This is a genomic window from Geomonas propionica (assembly GCF_016458235.1).
Lineage (GTDB): Bacteria > Desulfobacterota > Desulfuromonadia > Geobacterales > Geobacteraceae > Geomonas > Geomonas propionica.
The window spans coordinates 387,243-405,798 of sequence record NZ_JAEMHK010000002.1 but is presented as its reverse complement, the minus strand read 5'-3'; the positions used below and the strand labels follow the sequence as shown (position 1 = coordinate 405,798).

Below are 18,556 nucleotides of genomic sequence, written 5' to 3'. Positions count from 1 at the left end.
TTAAACACTCTTCCAAACCGGCGCTGTCGTGGTATGATGCACGACCATGAGTGAGGAACGCACCACCGACATGACACCGGACCGCCCCATCGAACCACCTGCCGAAGCTGTGCCCGACCCCGCTTCCGGAAGAGAGGAGTGCATCGCCGAACCTGGCTCCCCCCGCGAGCCGCTGACGGTGAAAAGCGCCCTGGCGCGCCTCGGCGCTGAGCTCTATGGCGGCCTGCGTGGCGCGCTCTTTCTGCGCTCGGGCTTTGAAAGGCTCGACTCGACCCCGGCCAACCTGGTGCTGCTGGTCTGCGCCGACATGGTTTTCAACCTGCTGGTTTCCTTGCTGCTGGTCGGGCGCGGCGGAAGTCTCTCCTACTCCTCGTTGCCCTATTTTCTTTTTTACCTCCCCCTGTTCCTGCTCTTCGGACTGGCGGCCCGGCGCATGCTGCAACGGCCATCAGCCCTCGCCGGCGTCACCTGCGCCCTGGTCGCCATCAGCATCCCCATCGAGGTCAGCCATGGGATCCTGGAGTGGCTCGCCCAGTGGCGCCCTTTCGAATGGTTCTCGGACCACCTAGCGGCGCCGCACTATTACCGTTTCTTCGGCTGGTGGGTGGCGGCGGCGGTCGTATTCCTGCTCCGTCTGGATGGCCACCGTGGCTGGAGACGTTGCCTCGGGCTCGCCTTGCTGTTCCTGGTGCTGCTGGTGCCGCCGCTCTATTTCTACCAGCGCGGCGACCTGTGGGTAAGCAATGAAGGGGGCAACGAGAGCGGGGAACTCTCCCTCACCGACCAGGTGCTCGCGGCCCAGAACCATCTCCTTGATGACCAACTGGGCGCCCTCCTCCCCGGACGACACGGCCGCAGCGACCTCTACTTCATCGGCTTTGCCGGCGATGCCTCCCAGGACGTCTTCCTCAAGGAACTCAGCGTGACCCGACAGCTCTTCGATACCCGCTTCGGGACGGCGGGCCGGTCCGTGCTGTTGGCCAACAACCCGCAGAGCGCCACCACGCTTCCCTTCGCCACCGTCGGCAACCTGGAGCGCGCCCTGGTGCGGGTGGGAGAGGTGATGAACCGCGACGAGGACGTGCTCTTTCTCTATCTCAGTTCACACGGGTCGCGGGATCAGGAACTGGAGGTGAGCAACGCTCCCCTGGAACTTAAGCAGGTGACGCCGGAATCCCTGCGGCGCATGATGCAGAAATCCGGGATCAAGTACAAGGTCGTGGTGGTTTCCGCGTGCTTCTCGGGAGGGTTCATTCAGCCTCTGCAGGATAACGACAGCCTGCTGATAACGGCGGCGGATGCGACCCACGAGTCCTTCGGCTGTGGCTTCGGGGAGAACTACACCTGGTTCGGCGAGGCCTTCGTCGGCGACGCGCTCAGAGGCACCTTCAGTTTCACTGACGCCTTCGAGAAGAGCCGCGACACCATCAGGAAATGGGAAGAAGAGCGGGGCGAGACCCCCTCCAACCCGCAGATTTGGGCGGGAAAGGAGATCTGGCCGGTGCTGAAGAGGCTGCAAAAGGAATTGGAACAGTGGCAAGCAAAGTAGGGGGAGTGGGGCGGATCAGTGGGGCTGTTCCCTCGCCCTCCGGGAGAGGGTGCCCGCAGGGCGGGTGAGGGACGGTTGCTCCCAATCTCCTCACCCTGACCCTCTCCCAAGGGGAGTGGGGATGTAACCTCAGTGGCCGAGGATCAACCCTCGGCCTCTTTTATTATCGTGCGCCGCCGACGGTGATGGCGGGGATGAGGAGCGTCGGCTGGGCGTCGGAGACCGGCACCCCTTGGCCGTCCTTGCCGCAGGTGCCGATGCCGAAACCCAAGTCGCTACCCACCATGGCAATCTGCCTAAGTACCTCGGGGCCGTTCCCCGCCAGGGTCGCCCCCCGGACCGGCTCCGCGATGGCGCCGTTCTCGATCAGGTATCCCTCGGTAACCTCGAAGACGAAGTCCCCGTTCACCGTGTTGACCTGTCCCCCTCCCATGCGCTTGACGAAGAGGCCGTTAGGCACGCTCCTCAGGATTTCACCGGGATCGCTTACGCCCGGCGCGATCAAGGTGTTGGTCATTCGCACGATGGGGCGGTTACGGTAGGACTCGCGCCGGCCGTTGCCGGTGGAGGCGCCCCCCGCCTTCAGGGCCGAGAGCCGGTCGTACAGGTATCCCTTGAGGATGCCGTTTTCCACCAGCACGGTCTTCTGGGCCGGCGTCCCCTCGCTGTCGAAGCCGAAGGAGCCGCGCGCGTAGGGGATGGTGGCGTCGTCGATGACCGTGATCAGTTCCGAGGCGACCTGCTCGCCGATCCTCCCCCGGTACACCGAACTCCCCGCCTGCACCAGGTCCGCCTCCAAACCGTGGCCGATCGCCTCGTGCACCATGGTTCCCCCCGCCTCGCTGGAGAGCACCACCGGGAACTGCCCAGCCGGAGACTTGCGCGCCCCGAGCATCATCACCCCGCGCTGCGCCGCTTTCAGAGCCAACTCCTCGGGCGGGAACTCGTCGAAGAGCTCGAAGCCCCGGGCGGCCCCCACCGGCTCGTAACCGGTTTGGGTCACCTTACCGTCCTGTGCCACGACCTGGGTCATGAAGACGGTGGAGCAGGAATTCTCCTCGTGGAACTCCCCCAGGGAGTTGACGTTCTGGGTCTTGACCCGGGTATCGCGGTAGACCGCCAGCACCTGACGGATGCGGGGATCGAAGCCGCGCGCGGCCCGGTCGGCACGCCCCACCAGCGCGACCTTCTGCGCCAGTTCCACCTGGTCGGGCGGGATCGCCACCGCGTACCCCTGAGCCGATTTGCGGACACAGAGGTTGAAATCGGGGTGGGGGACACCGCTGCGCACACCGCGGCTCACCGTCTCGGCGAGCTCCAGCAGGGAGTCCTGGCTTAGCTGGTTGGTGTAGGCGTAGGCGGTCGAGAAGCCGGAAATGACGCGGATCCCGATGCCGCGGTCCGTCGCCGACAGCACCCGTTCCACCTTGCCGTCCTCGCAAGTGACCGAGGTGTAAGCGCCGTCCTCGTAGTAAATGTCGGCGAACTCGCCCCCAGAGGCGAGGGCCCGTTTCAGGATGGCCGCGGCATCTACGCTTTCGAGCACGGCTCACCTGCCTCTGTCACCTCGGTGATCTGTATTTCCTGCCCCAGCGCCCGCATCATCGAGTCCACCTCGGCGGCGAAACATACCTGGTAGTTGACCCGCACGATGCCCCGCTTGCCGTCGATGGTGCTCATCATGGTGAGCCCCTCGTGGGCCTCCAGGATATATTTCATGTACACGATGTCGCGGTTGGCGAGCTGATAATAGCGATTGGCGGTTTCCATCATTCCTCCCTCGGGACCCTTCGGTCCAGGTTTCCGTACATACCATTTGACAGGGGAAAAGACAAATTTTCTTTCCCGCTGTTGCCTATGCGCCGCCGTCTGATATTTTCTAAGACATGATATTAGCTTGTTTTAATAAATTTCCTATACCACCTAAGACCCCGATCCGACAACTTGCGCAGCTTTGCTGCGTTTTGTTTTTCCTGTTCCTCATGGGAAACGAGGCCTTCGCGGCGTGCCGTCCCGACCTCATGGTCCGGCTGGCTAGCGAAACCGACGCCGCATATCTGGGACAGGGAATCTACGAGTCCACGGCGGTGGTGCAGACCCGGTCACAACCCGCCTACCCGGGGCTTCCGGCCCAGTTCCGGGTGCTCGTGAAGAACGCCGGAGACCAACCCGACCGCTTTCTGCTTACCGGCACGGGGAGCGGGGGCGGGGTCACGGTTAGCTACCTCGATGATGCCGGTGCGGAACAGTCCGCGGCCCTCTCGGGAGCAGGGTATCTGAGCGCGACGCTGGTGCCGGGAGAGTCGCTCACGCTGCTGGTGCGGGTGAGCCCGACTTCCTTCACCTTGGGGGCGAGCTACCGCGTTGCGATCACGGCGGTCTCCATCGGGGATCCTTTGGCCCTCGACCAGGCGAAGACGGAGACGGTGGCCTGTGTGCAGACCCCTGCGGTGACCGTCTCGGCCCCATCCGATGGCTCCGGCGCCCCCGGTACCGTGGTGAATTATCCCTACACGGTCACCAACGTCGGCAATGGCGACAACGCCTTCGCCCTCTCCGTCGCCATGGGGAGCGGCTGGAGCGGAGAGCTGTTCGCCGACGATGGTGCCGGAGGTGGGATTGCCGGCGACGGGTTACGCCAGCCCGGCGAAAGCAACGGCTGCCTGGGAACGGGATCCCTGGTGCCGGGATCATCGTACCGGTTTTTCCTGGCGGTCACTGTGCCGGAAGCGGGCAGCGACGGCGCGCGCGGCGAGTCGCTCCTTTCGGTGTCGGGGAGCGGGGCAAGTGGGACGGACCAGGTCAATACCACTGCGGTAGCCCCGGTCGTACTGCTCAGCGAGGGGGTGCGCAACCTCACCAAGGGAGGGATCTTCGCGGCTAGCGCCGATGCGGTGCCCGGGGACCTGCTGCAGTACCGAATGGCGGTCACCAACGGCGGCTCGGCCCCGGCCACCTCCGTTACCATAGACAGCCCCATCCCCTCGGGACTCTCGGTCGTGCCCGACTCGCTCTTGTTGTCCCTGGCCTCGACCGGCGAAGGGGCCCCCTGCGTGGCGGCGGAATGCGGCCTGGTCAGGATCGCGAACGGAACCGTGACCGCTCAACTGGGAGGCGGGGCCACCGTCACCGCCGGCGGTTCCGTGCCACCGGGCAAGACCATCTACCTGTTCTTCAAGGCGCAAGTTCAATAATGCATTGATCGGGGAAACTGATGACGGTCCCGGGATGGCGCAAGATGGGAGGGAAACTGGTCCGGGCATGCCTCCTTGGGGTGGCGTTTGCGCTCGCCTTCCCCGGTGCTGTCCTCTCCCTCACCCCCTCGGGTACCGTGATCAGCCACGACTTCTCCGCCCGCTTCGCCATGCCCGCCTTGCGCCAGGCCCGCTCCAACCAGACCCAGATCACCATCAAGGACTTGGCGGATCCCGCGCTGGCTCCCCCTCGTACCGCAACCGCCAAGGTGGGGGTGCCGGTCCATTTCCAGCATGTACTCAGCAACAGGGGCAACTCGCCGGACAGTTTCCAGTTGAAGGCGATGGTGTCGCAGGGGGTGACCGACACCGGCCCCGCACCCACCTTGCGTTTCTATCTGGCCGACGGCGTGACCCCCGTGTCCACCAACACCGAGGGGGTGCAGGTCATAGGACCGGTCCCCGCTGGGGGATCGGTGGACCTGGTGCTTCGGGCGGTTCCCCCGGCCGGGAGCGAGGGGAGGGTGGCGACCATCGTGGTATCGGCGACGTCGGTGCTGGTCCCGGCCCGAAGCAGCAGTATCAACGACCAGTTGCTGGTTCCCATTCCCGGGAGCGTCGCGGTCCTGAAGACGGTGAGCCCCGGGGGGGCGGTGCTGCCGGGTGCTGTTCTCTCCTACGGATTGGCTCTGATGAACGGCGAATCCTCCCCGGTGTCGGGCGTGCTGGTGGTGGATCCGTTGGATGAACTTCTCGAGTACCAGCAGGGGAGCGCGGCACTCCCGGAGGGCCTCTCCGGCACGGTAAGCTACGATGCGGGCAGCAGGTCCCTGCGCTTCGACATCCCGGTCCTTCCCGCCGGTTTCAGTGGAGAGGCGACCTTTCGTGCCGCGGTGCGCAGGGATGCCCCCGGCAATGCCCCCATCGTCAACACCGCCGGCGTCACCAGCAGCCTCAACAGTGCGCCTGTTCTCAGCAACAGCACCTTCAATACCGTGCTGGGGCGTGCGCTCCTGGTGACCAAACAGGCTGGCAGTGCCGCTGCCGAGGCCGGGGACATCGTGGCCTACACCGTGCGGGTGGAAAACGTCGGGGCGTCGCCCTTGGAGCATGTCACGGTGGAGGACCGCATCCCCAGGGGCTTTAGGTACCTGAAGGGATCGAGCCACCTGGACGGCTTCGCAATCGCCGACCCCCAGGGGGCTTCGCAGCAACTGAGTTGGGATGTGGGGAGCATGGCGCCCGGCGGGGTGAAGATGCTCTCCTACCGGCTGGTCCTTTCCGCCGAGGTCCCGGTAGGAACCAGCGTCAACTGGGCTCGGGCCTCCGGGCTCACCGATAGCGGGAGCAGCAGTATCTCCCCTCCGGCCAGTGCAGCGGTCAAGGTGCGTCCCTCCATTCTTGGAGACAAGGCGGTCATCATGGGCAGGATCTTCCGGGACGATAACGGCAATGGGGTCCCGGACCCCGGCGAGCCGGGCGAGCCCGGAGTAAGGATCTATCTGGAGGACGGTTCCTTCGTGTTCAGCGACAGCGAGGGTAAATACAGTTTCACCGGCGTTGCTTCCGGCGACCACGTGCTGAAGATAGACCGCAGCACGTTGAACCCTGCCCTGCGCTCGCTGCCGTACAACACCGCCTTTGCCGGGGTGGGGTGGTCGCAGTTTGTTACCGTCCCCTTTGGCGGCCCGGCGCGCGGCGACTTTGCACTGGTGCCCAAGGCGGAAGGGGCGGGGGCGGCAGGCATGGGAACTATGGGAAGCATGGGAAGCATGGGAAGCATGGGAAACACTGCTAGTCTCAGCGGCCTGACAGCGTCTACTGTGCCGCCAGGGACGACAGTGCCGACAGTGCCGACAGTGCTTGCAGGGACGACAGCGCTGGCAGCGTTGGCCGGCCCTGGTCCGGCCGGCCCGGTCGCGGCGCTGCGCCTTACCCCGGAGCGGGTCGACCTCCCCGCCGACAACAAGACCACCGTCCCCTTCACCGTGGAATTGCTGGACCGTGCGGGCAAACGCGTGGCCGGCACCGGCATGGTCACCGTCTCCATCACCAGGGGCGAACTGGTGGAGCTAGACCTCGACGCCAAGCTCCCGGGCCACCAAGTCCCGGTGCGGGAAGGCCTTGCCGTGTTCCGTGTGCGCGCCACCCGCAGCACCGGCCCGGGCCAGATCCTGGCCCTCGACGACCAGGGCAACCGCGCCGCCGCCGACCTCTATTTCACCCCGGAACTGCGCGACTGGATCCTGGTCGGTCTCGGCAGCGTCACGGTGGGCGCCAAATCGGTCAGCGGCCATCTGGAAAAGATCGATCGCGACGACCGCTTCGACGAAGGCATCTTCCACGAGGAGCGGCTCGCCTTCTTCACCCGCGGCAAGATCCTCGGCAAGTACCTCCTCACCGCCGCCTACGACTCGCACAAGGAGCGCCGCGACGGCGTGTTCCAGACCATTGACCCCGAGAAGTACTACCCGGTCTACGGCGACGCCACCGACATCGGCTACGACGCCGAGTCAAGGGGCAAACTCTATCTGAAGGTGGAATCCGGCCGTTCCTACCTGATGGCAGGCGACTACCGCACCGACCTCTCCGAGAACGAGTTCTCCCGCTATGACCGGGCACTGAACGGGGTGAAGGTGGAAGTGAACCGGGACAACCTCACTGTGAAGGGCTTCGAAAGCCGCACCGAGGAAGCGATCACCCGCGACGAGATCCCCGGCAACGGCACCTCCGGCCATTACCTGTTGTCGCGCCGGCCCGTGTTCGAGAACAGCGAGCGGGTCCGCATCGAGGTGCGCGATCGCTACCACTCCGAGCGGGTCCTGTCGATTAGCGAGAAAGTGCGCTACGCCGACTACTCCATCGATTACTTGGCCGGCACCATCCTGTTCAAGGAACCGGTCCCCTCGCTGGACCAGTTCCTGAACCCGGTCACCATCGTGGTCACCTACCAGGCCCAGGGAGGGGGTGAGAAGCGCTACGTCTACGGCGGGCGCGCCCAATACCGCACCGATCAGGGCTCATACCTTGGGGGCACCGCGGTGGTGGAGGAACACGGCGGCAAGGATACCTCGCTCTACGGTCTCGATGCCGGCGGGCACCTCGGCAAGTGGCTCACGGTCAAGGGGGAGGGGGCAGTCAGCGAGAGCCTGGAAAAAGGAAGGGGGAGCGCCTGGAAGACGGACCTCACCCTGCGTCCGCTGGAGCCGGTCGCCCTGGGGCTCTACTACCGCAAGGTGGACGCCGATTTCTTCAACCCCTCGATGAGCGGCAGCGAGACCGGCACTCAGAAGTACGGCGGCCGGCTCGATTACCGGGCTCCTGGCAACACCCTCATCTTCGCCGAGAGTTTCGTGCAGCGCAATGACATCGCCGACCGGAGGCTGGTTGGCAACCAACTGGGGGTGGCGCGGAAATTTTCCCTGCTCGACGCGGAGGCCGGTGTGAAACTGGTGAGCCAGGAGCAGGAGGGAAAGAGCGGCGACTCCGATCTCATCTATGGCGGCGTGAAAGGGAGCCTCACACCTAAGCTCGACGCCACGCTGCGGCGCGAGCAGCTGCTTTCCTCATCCAGCATCGCCGAATACCAGTCCAAGACCTTCCTGAAGCTCGATTACCGCCTGAGCGACCGGACCAAGGCCTTCATCACCGAGGAATACCAGGAGGGCTCCCCGCTCATCCGGCACGCAACCCTCTTCGGGCTGGAGAGCAGGCTTTCCGAGCGCATGCGGCTCACCACGGGGTATTCCCTTTCCAGCGGCGTCCTCGGCAGCACCGAGCAGAGCAACATCGACCTGCACACGAAGCTAATGGAGCAGGACGGCTTCAGCCTGGCCTCCCGCACCGGTTACCAGTTGGGAAATTCGCTCACTGGGGAGCGCGGTCAGGCGGTGCTGGGACTGAACAGCCGCTATCGCGTGGCGCAGGGGCTCTTCCTCAACTCCAGCTTCGAGCGGGTGCAGGCTGTGCAGGGCGACGGCGGTACCCGCACCGCCTTTACCCTCGCTTCCGAATACCTGCGCGCTAAGGACCTGAAACTCACCGGACGCTACGAGATCAGGACCGGTCCCGGAGAGACCGCCTCGCTCTACGGCGCCCACGCCGCATACCGGCTGAGTCCCTCGCTGACCCTCCTGGGCAAGGCATCCTTCTGGGACCGTGACACCGATGCCGGCAACGACATCACCGTGGACAGCTACGTGGGCGGGGCCTTCCGTCCGCTGGCGGGAAATCCGCTCCAACTCCTTTCCCTGGTGCGCTACAAGGTGGAGAAGCGGGGGACGCTGACCGGGGCCCCGGACAACCGCAGCGTGATCATGTCGGCGGAGCCCACCTACCGGTTGGTGAGCCGCTGGACGGCCCAAGGGAAATACGCAGGAAAATTGAGCTGGTCCGAAGGGGTAGGGGGGCGCTTCAACAGCTACACCGATCTCTTCCTGGCTGGCCTGTCCTACGACCTTGCCGAGCGCTGGGAACTCTCCGCCTACCTGAAACTGTTGAACCAGTACGATGCCGGCATGCACTCGCTGGGCGCCGTGGGAAGCGCCGGATTCCGTGTTTACCGCAACGTGGTGCTCTCCGCCGGGTACAACTACGCCCGACTCGACGACCGCGATCTGACCGGCGAGACCTACCAGGGGCAGGGCCCCTTCGTCGGCATCAAGGTGAAATTCGACGAGGATATGTTCGAATCGGCCGATGCCAGGGTGCTGCCGCTGCCGGCTCCACCCCCGGCACCAGCCGCGGCGGCCCCGCCGGAGCCGGATCCGGAACCGGTCCCGGCCGTGCTGGTGACCCTGGAGCGGGTCGACGAGCCGCTGCTTCTTTCCGGCAGCGCCGAACTCTTCACTCTGCTCGTGAATGGGGAGACCGCCCGGCTCCCGTCCACGGCGGTCACCCTGTCTCGGGAGCGGCTCGCCTCGCTTGACCTGAAGGGAGGGCGCTTCGCCGTACCACTAAGGCTGTTGACCAGCGTCGAAGAGCCGGCCCAGATCCGCTCCTGGAACCTGGTGTTCTTGAACCGCTCCGGCGAGGAGATCCGCACCATCGGCGGCAACGGCGCCCCCCCGAAGCGGATCGCCTGGGAAGGGAAGACCGACCGGAGCAGGGTCGAACAGGGTGAAATCTATCAGTGCCAACTCCAGGTCACCTACCTGGACGGTTCCGTCTTCCGGACCGGGCGCGAACTCTTCGGCGTCAACCGGCGCGAGGCGGTGCTTTTGACCCTGGCGGGCGGCGCTTTCGTCTTCGACAAGTCCGCCCTGACCACCGAGGCGAAGCGCCTCTTAAGCGGCGCGGCCCGAGTGCTCAGAGAGCATCCGGACGAACAGGTGATTGTCGAGGGGCACACCGACGGCATCGGCAGCACGGAGTACAACATGGCCCTTTCTAAGAAGCGCTGCGACGCGGCCGCGGATTACCTGGTGCGGGCTGAGGGTATCGCCGCCGGGCGTCTGGTGCGGCGCTGGTTCGGCAAGTCCAGGCCGGTCGCGGACAACGTCACCACCCCGGGGCGGAGGCTGAACCGCCGTGTCGAACTGAAGGGGGATTACCAGCAGGTGCGGCCGACCGGCCCCGACGACAGGTACCGCACCCGTCACTTCGTGATAATCAACGGGCGTGACATACCGGTGGACGACCTTGGGCGCTACGAGACCTCGCTCCCGGGCGAAACCGGGCGGCTCAAGGTGGAGATGGGAGATTCTCGCGGGAGGTTCCTCGCTGCCGAACTGCCGCTCCCGGAGCTGACCGTGGCGCAGCCGGCCGGTTCCGTCGTGGTCCGCTACGGCGCCGCCGCTTCCGGCGTCAGCGTCTCCGCCGATGGCGGCATCGTCTGCCGGCTCTCCGGCTCCACCGGCGAAGGGGAGCGGCTGGAGCTGGACGGCCGCGAAGTACCGCTCACCCTGGGTTCCTTCGCCGTCGAATTCCCGCTCGGCAGCGGCGACCGGGTGCTGGGGATGGTGGTCAGAAACGGCGTCGGCTGCTCGAAGCTCCTGAACTTGCGGCTGCGCTCCGAAAAGCAGCTGGTCTCGCCGGTCGCGGTGCAGCCATGACCGCCCGCGAGCATATGAAAAAAGCGGCCGGGTTGGCCGCCGAAACAGCAGTCGCGCTGCTCCTCGTCCTGGTGCTCTTCTGGCTTTTCATCCTGTTCCTGTTCGCCGTGTTCCCCTCGGGGACGCCGTTGAAGGAACTGGTCTCCGATTCGGGCGAGCCGTCGCCCTTGGCGCGCAACGGCGTGAAGCGCCCCGAAGCCGCGCTGCAGTCCCTGGTGCGGGACGTTCGCTGCCGGCGCGGCGATTCCGTCGCCTGGGGAGACGCCAGCGAGGGGATGCTCCTGTACAACCGCGACGCCATCCAGACTTTCGACCGCTCCGGCGCCACCATCTCCTTTGCCCCCGGCGATGCCCTCGCCATGGGGAGCAATTCCATGATGGTGGTGACCCGCCTCAACGAGACCCTAGAGGGGGGACCGAGGTCGTACCGGGTACACGTGGAGGGCGAACTGCGCGGGCACTTTTCCGGCGCCAAAAGGGTGCGCCTGGAGGTCGCCACCGCCGGTCACCTGGCCCGGGTGGTGCCGGGAGCCTCACGATTCACCTTCACCCCCCTCGGGGACAACGCCTCCAGTCTCGTCGTACATTCCGGCGAAGTGCGGGTCCAGGGAGAGGACGGTGTGGTCAGGGTTCCCGCCCGCTTCGGGATTACGCTCCGGCGCGGGGTGCCGCTTGGGCCTGCGCAGCGCCTGCCGGGGTCGCCCCGGTTGAAGAACGACAACCTGCTCTACCGTTACCGCCAGCTTCCCCCCAGGGTCCGCTTCAACTGGACCGGCGGCGAAGGGGTCTACCACTTCCAGCTCTCGTCGGAGCCGCGTTTCGGCAAGGTGCTGCTGGACAGCCGCGTCACCGGGACCGAGTTCAACGCGGGGCTCCTTGACGCCGGAAACTACTACTGGCGGGTGAGCCGCATCGAGGAGGGGAGGGAAGGCCCCTTCAGCAGGACCGGCCGCTGCCGGCTGCAGCAGTTGTTGGACCCGCCTCAGCTCCGGGTCGATTTTCCGCCCTCCACGGTCGGCGTGGGGGGCTTCCGTCTCACCGGCAGGTGCCAGCCCGGTTCAGCGGTGTACGTGAACGGGACGGCGGGGGCCATGGCCGAGGACGGCAGCTTCAGTTACGAGATCGAGCTCAGATCCGGAGTCAATCTGATCCGGGTCGAGGCGGTCGACCAAGCCGGCAATGCCAGCTACACCTCGCGGGTGGTGTACGGCAAAGAATAGGGGAGGCCATCCATGCAAAGCAGACTGAAGTTCCCGCTCAGGTTCAAGATGCTCCTCTCCCAGTTGCTGGTGGTCTCGGTGGTGCTGAGCCTGATCACCTTCACCATGGCGAACCTGTTCCAGACCGACAAGACCGCCTACATCCACGACCTCACCTCGACCATGGTGCTGCACACGGCTGAGGAGGCGAACACCCTGGTGGCGGGGTACACCGAGAAGCTGAGGCTTTTTTCCCGGCTCATGGGGGACGAGGAGATGGCCGGACGCGAGCAGGCGCTGCAGGGGCTTTTCGAGGAATTCGGCGAGTTTATCATGGTGAGCCGCAGCGGCGCCGACGGAGAGCAGAACGTCTACGACCAGGGGGCGCTGGCGGGCGCCGGGGTGACTGCGGAGCAGCTGTTGTCCTACCGCGAGAGTCACCCACTCCCCCCACCCACGCCCGGGGCGGGGCCACGGCTGCAACTCTCCACCATCGCCCCCGGGCTTCCCACCTTGACCCTCACCATCGCCGAGCCCGCCGCGCACGGGGAGGAACCGGTGGTGGCCTCCGGCGTCATCCGCCTGGACCGGCTGCAGCGGCTGGCGAGCCGCTCGCGGGTCTTCGACACCTACCTGATCGACGCCTCCGGCAAGTACCTCGCCCACGCCGACCGCCGTAAAATCGGCCAGTCGCCGCAGACCGGGTGGTGGGGCAAGGTGCGCAGCACCCCGCGGCTGAGCGGCTTGACCCTGGAATACCAGGAGCGCGACCGGGCCATGGTGGGCGGCTTCTCCCGCACCGAAGCGGGGGGGATCACCGTGGGGGTGCAGATCCCGAAAAGTACCGCTTTCCTCACCTCGAGGGCGCTCCTGGCGGATCTGCTCATCCTCTCCCTGGTGCTGTTGGGTGGCGCGGCACTCTTGAGCCAGTTCTGGTCGCGCCGGCTCACCCGCCCCATCGAGAAGCTGTCCGAGGCCACCAGGATGGTCGCCCAGGGGCGCTTCGAAATCGAGGTGCCTGCGGTATCGAGCGACGAGATCGGCGCACTGGCCGGCTCCTTCAACCGCATGGCGGTGGAACTGAAGCAGCGCGAGCAGGCACTGAAGGACCTGTATGGCCAGCTGGTGCAGTCGGAGAAGATGGCGGCCTTCGGGGCGCTCGGTGCGGGGATCGCCCACGAGGTGAAGAATCCGCTGGCCGGCATCCTCGGCATCACCCAGCTCTCGCTGCGCGGCGTGGAAAGCGGCAATCCGCTCGAGAAGAACCTGCACATCATCGAGAAGGAGACCAAGCGCTGCAAGACCATTATCGAGAACCTCCTGAAGTTCGCCCGGCAGGAACAGGTCGAGTTCGGCGAGGTGGACCTGGCCCAGGTGGTGGCGGACGCGCTCGCCATCGTGGACCACCAGCTGGGGATCAACAGCGTCAAGGTGGAACACGAGGTGGAGCCGGGGCTTCCCGTCTGCCGCGGCAACGCGAACCAGCTGCAACAGGTGCTCATGAACCTGATGATCAACGCCCAGCAGGCCATGGGGGGGGCCTCGGGGCTGGTGCGCCTCTCGGCCAGGAAGCTGGAGCAGGGGGCGCTGGAATTGCGTGTCTCCGACAACGGACCCGGCATCCCCAAGGAGATCCAGGCCAAGATCTTCGATCCCTTCTTCACCACGAAGCCGGCGGGGCAGGGGACCGGGCTGGGGCTATCGGTAAGCTACGGCATCGTGAAGGAACACGGCGGCGAGATCCGCCTGGAGAGCGAGGAAGGGGTGGGGACCACGTTCATCATCACCCTTCCCCCACCTGCCGCCGCCAATGCGGCCTAGAGGAGGACGGACATGGAACTTTTAGTTGTCGACGACGAGGAGACCTTGAGAAGCGTGGTGTCGCAGGTGCTGACCGCGGACGGGTTCACCGTCTCCGAGGCGGCCAGCGGCGAAGAGGCCCTGGAGGCGTTTCGGGCCGGGTCGCACCAGTTGGTGATCACCGACATCAGGATGGGCGGCATGAGCGGTATCGAACTCTTGAGCGAGATCAAGAGCCACAACCCGGACACCCAGGTGGTGATCATGACCAGCCATGCCTCGCTGGACAGCGCGCTGACGGCGCTTCGGGCCGGCGCCTACGACTACCTGGTCAAACCGTTCGAGAGTCTTGACCTGATCTCGGCGGTGGCGGGGAGGGCGGCGGAGAAGGCGCGGCTGGTGGCGCAGAACCGTGAGCTCCTGGAGCAGTTGACCCGGGCCAACCAGGAGCTCCATGAGGCGTACCAGGCGCTCAAGGAGGTGGCTGTGCGCGACGGCCTCACCTCGCTCTACAACCACCGCTACTTCCAAGAGGCCTTCGCGCAGGAGGTGGCGCGTTCCAAGCGCTTCGACAAGCGCTGCAGCCTGATCTTCTTCGACGTGGACAACTTCAAGCACTACAACGACACCCACGGGCACCCCGAGGGGGACCGGCTCCTGAAGGGGCTGGCCCAGATCGTGATGACCCACTCGAGGGCCTGCGATGTCGCGGCGCGCTACGGGGGGGAGGAATTCGTGGTGCTCCTGACGGAGACGGGGAAAGAGGGTGCGGTGAAGGCGGCCGAGGAGATGCGGGCGCGGGTGGCGGAGCACCCCTTCGCGGGGAGGGAGACCCAGCCCCTGGGACGGGTCACGGTGAGCGTCGGGGTCGCCTCGTTCCCCGAGGACGGGGAGGAGGCCCAGGCGCTCCTGGAATGCGCGGACCAGCTGTTGTACCGGGCCAAGAACAGCGGCAAGAACCGGGTGGTGGCGGCCGGGGTTACCCCGTCTTCTCCCGCCTGATCAGGTCGAACTCGCCGGCGCCCTGCACCCCGGTCAGGATCACGTGCTGGTTGGGATGGGCCACGGTGAGCGGGACCCCGTCCAGGTCGGTCATGCCGGCCTGGGTGAAGCGGGTGAAGTGGGCCCCCTGGCCGATCACTTCCAGGATGTCGCCCGCCTGGAGCCGGTTGCGCACCACGACCTGGACCCCTCCCTCAACCTCCTTTTCCACCAGCGCCACGAACTCGAAATTGCGCACGTAAGAGGAGAGGTACTCGTGGTCCACGTCGCGCGGCTTGCCCAGGAGGAACCCGGTGGTGTAGCCGCGGTGGCTCACCTTGGCGAGCTCCTCGAGCCACTCCGGCTTGAGCCGGTAACCCTGCGGGTCCTCCCAGTAGCGGTCCAGCGCCTCGCGGTAGATCCGGATCACGCTCGCAGCGTAGTAGATCCCCTTCATGCGCCCCTCGATCTTCAGCGAGTCCACGCCGCATTCGACCAGGGCGGGGAGCTGCTCGATCAGGCAGAGGTCCTTGGAGTTGAAGATGAAGGTGCCGCTTTCGTCCTCGTGGATGGGGAAGTACTCGCCGGGGCGGGTCTCCTCGACGATGGAGTAGTTCCAGCGGCAGGGCTGGGTGCACTCCCCCTTGTTGGCGTCACGCCCGGTCATGGCGGAGGAGAGCAGGCAGCGCCCGGAGTAGGAGATGCACATGGCGCCGTGGATGAAGACCTCGAGTTCCATGTCGCAGCGCTGCGCCGTCTCCCGGATCGCATCCAGGGACATCTCGCGGGCCAGGTTCACCCGCTTCACCCCCTGTGCCTGCCAGAAGCGGGCGGCGCGCCAGTTGGTGGTGTTGGCCTGGGTGGAGAGGTGGATGTCGCGCCCCGGGCAGCGCTCGGCGATCAGGGCCACCACGCCGGGATCGGCGGCAATGAAGGCGTCGATGGGGATGTCGGCCACCTCGGCCAGGTATTTTTCCAGGGCCGGGATGTCGTCGTTGTCGGCGAAGGCGTTCACGGTGAGGTAAACCTTCACCCCGTGCGCGTGCGCGTAGGCCACCGCCTCGTCAAGCTCGACCCGGGTGAAGTTGCCGGCCAGGTTCCTGAGTCCGAATGCCTTTCCCCCCAGGTAGACCGCGTCCGCGCCGTAGCGGATCGCGACTTTCAACTTCTCCATGTTGCCGGCCGGCGCCAGCAGCTCCGGTTTCACCCGCGGGCGTGCCACCCGCTCCCTCTGTGTCTCGGCCATCTGCAACTTCTCCAGCTCCTTCGCGTTACCGGTCAAACCGTACTCCTTGTCCGTGCTTACCTGCCGGCATGCGTTCCCGCTCATGCGGCGCACCCGGACACGGGACAACCTAACATACACCGGGCGGCTAAGGGAACCCCCCAAAGGCGCTTTCCCCTTGACATTGATAGGCAAAAGGCTTTAATTATGTTAAATTTTTTCGGTACCAACGGTTGCCGGGTCAAAAAGAGGGTCCGCTAAACTCGCGGTTTCAGAGGCTTATCCGGCACCTCTTTCAGGCTTTACCCGCAAAACGGGTTCCGAAAACTAATGAAGGCTGGCCGTTGATCTGGTTACCAATGTCATGAGCGCTGTATCACTTTGTTCACCTCGCCGTAGGGTATGGGCGAGGAGGAGGGTGGGGCGACTGGTGCCCCTAAAGGAGCCTATGAAAAAACACCTCTGTCTGGCACTGCTCTTCCTGGGTCTGACTGCCACCGCACCTTTTGCTGCGGCACAGGAACAGCCCACCATCTACACCATCGTTCCCGGCGACACCCTGTGGGGGCTGTCGCAGCGCTTCCTGAAGGACCCCTATTACTGGCCCAACGTCTGGGCCAACAACCAGGCCGTCGGCAATCCCCATTTCATCTACCCGGGTCAGAAGGTGCGCATCTATTCTGACCGTATCGAGATCGAGCAGACCCAGGCTGCCTCCCCGGCGCAGGCACCCCAGGCGCCCGCCTCCCAGGAACTGCGCGAAGAGCAGCAAGCGGTCACCTTCTCCGTCAACGGCAGCCAAGGGTTCCTGATCGAAAACGGCATGCAGCCCGCCGGGACCGTGATCTCCCTGCACCAGAACCGCGAGATGGCTGGCACCGACGACATCGTCTACACCGACATCGGGCGCGCCCAGGGCGCCAACCCCGGCGACCGCTACCAAGTATTCAAGAAGATCGGCCCGGTGAGCCACCCGGTCACCAACGTGATTCTCGGACAGCAGGTGATGCCGCTGGGTGAGCTGCAGCTCTCCGAACTCGAGGAGAAGGCTTCCAAGGCGATCGTCACCAAGTCCTTCCTGGAAATCAGCGCCGGTTCCTTCCTGCTCCCCTTCCAGGAGCGCAAGCTGACTATTCCGCTCAAGTCCGCCGATCGCGACCTCACCGGCTACATCGTGCAGACCCAGACCGGCAACCAGGCCCTGGCGGTGAACGACGTGGTCTTCCTCGATCTGGGCAAGGCCCAGGGGGCGCAGCCGGGCAACCTGCTCTACATCGTGCGCGATGTGGTGCCCGACCAACGCTACGCCAACGCCAAGGTCGAGAAGCTCCCGGTGGAGGTGGTCGGCGCGCTAGTGGTGGTTTCCACCGGCATGAACAGCTCTACCGCCGTCATCGTGAAGAGCGTGGACACCGTGTACCGCGGCGACCGCGTCGAGATGAAAAAGAGCAGGTGACGCCAAAGGGGGTAACCCCATGGATCACTATTACTGGTTCGCGCTGAAGTCCGTGCCGCAGGTGGGCAACGTTACCTTCCTTCGGCTTTTGGCGCACTTCGGCTCGCCCGAAAAGGCGCTCAACGCCTCGCCCGAGGAGCTTGCCTCGGTGAAGGGGGTGAGTGCCGCTGCCGCCCGTTCCATGGCGGAGCACGACTACCGGGCCGGGGCCGAGGCCGAATGCGCGCGGCTGCGGGATAGCGGCGCGCAGGTAGTGGATATCCTCTCGGAGCGCTACCCGCGCCTTCTGATGCAGATAGCCGACCCGCCCCCCTACCTCTACCTGATGGGGACGATGGAAGGGAACGAGAGCGCCGTCGCCATGGTCGGCTCCCGGCACGCCTCGCAGTACGGGCTGTGCACCGCCACCCGCCTCGGCAAGGAGTTGGCCGAGCAAGGTGTCACCGTGGTCTCGGGCATGGCGCGCGGCATCGACACGGCCAGCCACTGGGGCTGCCTCAAGGCCGGAGGGCGCAGCATCGCCGTCCTTGGCTGCGGGGTCGATGTCATCTATCCCCCCGAGAACGACACCCTGTACCGCACCCTGTGCGAGCGGGGCGCGCTGATCAGCGAGTTCCCCATGGGGACCTCGCCGCTGCCCGAGAACTTCCCCAGACGCAACCGCATCATCAGCGCCCTTGCCAGGGGCGTGCTGGTGGTCGAGGCCGGGGAGGGGAGCGGGTCGCTGATCACCGCGCAGTGCGCGTTGGAGCAGGGACGTGAGGTCTTCGCCGTCCCGGGCAACGTCACCACGACCGGAAGCCGCGGCGTCAACGGCCTCATCAAGCAGGGCGCCAAACTGGTGGAGCGGGTGGAGGACGTCCTCGAGGAGCTGGGCATCGAGCCCCTGGCGACCCATCCCTTGGAAAAGCCCCCATCCTTCCCGCTCACCCCGCAGGAAGCAGAACTGTACGCCCTGCTCTGCCAGGGCGTGCTGCAGATCGACGATATCATCGTAGAGAGCGCGTTGACAGCCGGCGAGGTTTCCGCTACCTTACTTCGTTTGGAAATGAAAGGGATCATCATCCAGCTTCCCGGCAAGCGCTTTGCGGTCGTCTGA

At 65.5% G+C, this 18,556-nt stretch carries 11 protein-coding genes; 8 read left to right on the top strand and 3 right to left on the bottom strand.

The genetic code is table 11. The features are described 5' to 3' along the window. The first annotated feature begins 46 nt into the window (after positions 1-46). Positions 47-1,549 carry a C13 family peptidase gene (locus JFN90_RS04390; protein ID WP_199393880.1) on the top strand — a complete coding sequence of 501 codons (1,503 nt, stop codon included), beginning with the start codon at positions 47-49 and terminating at the stop codon, positions 1,547-1,549. Positions 1,550-1,712: 163 nt separating this feature from the next. Here the strand turns inward: JFN90_RS04390 and JFN90_RS04385 are convergent, their stop codons facing one another. Together JFN90_RS04385 and JFN90_RS04380 are read right to left on the bottom strand one after the other, a co-directional pair. Continuing rightward, entirely contained in the window at positions 1,713-3,095 is a 1,383-nt protein-coding gene (locus JFN90_RS04385) for a TldD/PmbA family protein (RefSeq protein ID WP_199393879.1), read from the bottom strand. After that, on the bottom strand, positions 3,080-3,319 hold the full coding sequence (locus tag JFN90_RS04380) for a DUF4911 domain-containing protein (protein WP_199393878.1): 240 nt from the start codon (positions 3,317-3,319) through the stop codon (positions 3,080-3,082). The genes JFN90_RS04385 and JFN90_RS04380 overlap by 16 nt, the downstream gene beginning before the upstream one ends. A 194-nt stretch (positions 3,320-3,513) precedes the next feature. Between JFN90_RS04380 and JFN90_RS04375 the strand changes: the two genes are divergently transcribed. Genes JFN90_RS04375 through JFN90_RS04355 form a run of 5 tightly spaced genes read left to right on the top strand, consistent with a single transcriptional unit; the run spans position 3,514 to position 14,797 of the window. Then, positions 3,514-4,743, top strand: a complete 1,230-nt coding sequence (locus JFN90_RS04375) for a COG1470 family protein (protein ID WP_236018847.1) — start codon at positions 3,514-3,516, stop codon at positions 4,741-4,743. A 20-nt stretch (positions 4,744-4,763) separates the two neighbouring features. Continuing rightward, positions 4,764-10,796: an OmpA family protein gene (locus JFN90_RS04370; protein WP_236018846.1), complete on the top strand. Its 6,033-nt coding sequence runs from the start codon at positions 4,764-4,766 to the stop codon at positions 10,794-10,796. Further along, entirely contained in the window at positions 10,793-12,016 is a 1,224-nt protein-coding gene (locus JFN90_RS04365; RefSeq protein WP_199393876.1) for a hypothetical protein, read from the top strand. The genes JFN90_RS04370 and JFN90_RS04365 overlap by 4 nt, the downstream gene beginning before the upstream one ends. A gap of 12 nt (positions 12,017-12,028) precedes the next feature. Continuing rightward, positions 12,029-13,816, top strand: a complete 1,788-nt coding sequence (locus tag JFN90_RS04360; protein ID WP_199393875.1) for an ATP-binding protein — start codon at positions 12,029-12,031, stop codon at positions 13,814-13,816. 12 nt (positions 13,817-13,828) lie between these two features. Next, the gene (locus JFN90_RS04355) at positions 13,829-14,797 is read left to right on the top strand and encodes a GGDEF domain-containing response regulator (protein WP_199393874.1); all 969 of its coding nucleotides are present in this window, start codon (positions 13,829-13,831) and stop codon (positions 14,795-14,797) included. Here the strand turns inward: JFN90_RS04355 and JFN90_RS04350 are convergent. Beyond that, positions 14,775-16,022 (bottom strand): peptidase U32 family protein, encoded by a 1,248-nt coding sequence (locus JFN90_RS04350; protein WP_199393943.1) that lies wholly within the window; start codon positions 16,020-16,022, stop codon positions 14,775-14,777. The two genes, JFN90_RS04355 and JFN90_RS04350, sit on opposite strands and share 23 nt — an antisense overlap. 427 nt (positions 16,023-16,449) lie before the next feature. Between JFN90_RS04350 and JFN90_RS04345 the strand changes: the two genes are divergently transcribed. Beyond that, a complete protein-coding gene (locus JFN90_RS04345; protein ID WP_199393873.1) occupies positions 16,450-17,457 on the top strand; it encodes a LysM peptidoglycan-binding domain-containing protein in 1,008 nt (335 codons plus the stop codon). A 19-nt stretch (positions 17,458-17,476) separates the two neighbouring features. After that, complete coding sequence (gene dprA, locus JFN90_RS04340; RefSeq protein ID WP_199393872.1) at positions 17,477-18,556, top strand: DNA-processing protein DprA; 1,080 nt, start codon at positions 17,477-17,479, stop codon at positions 18,554-18,556.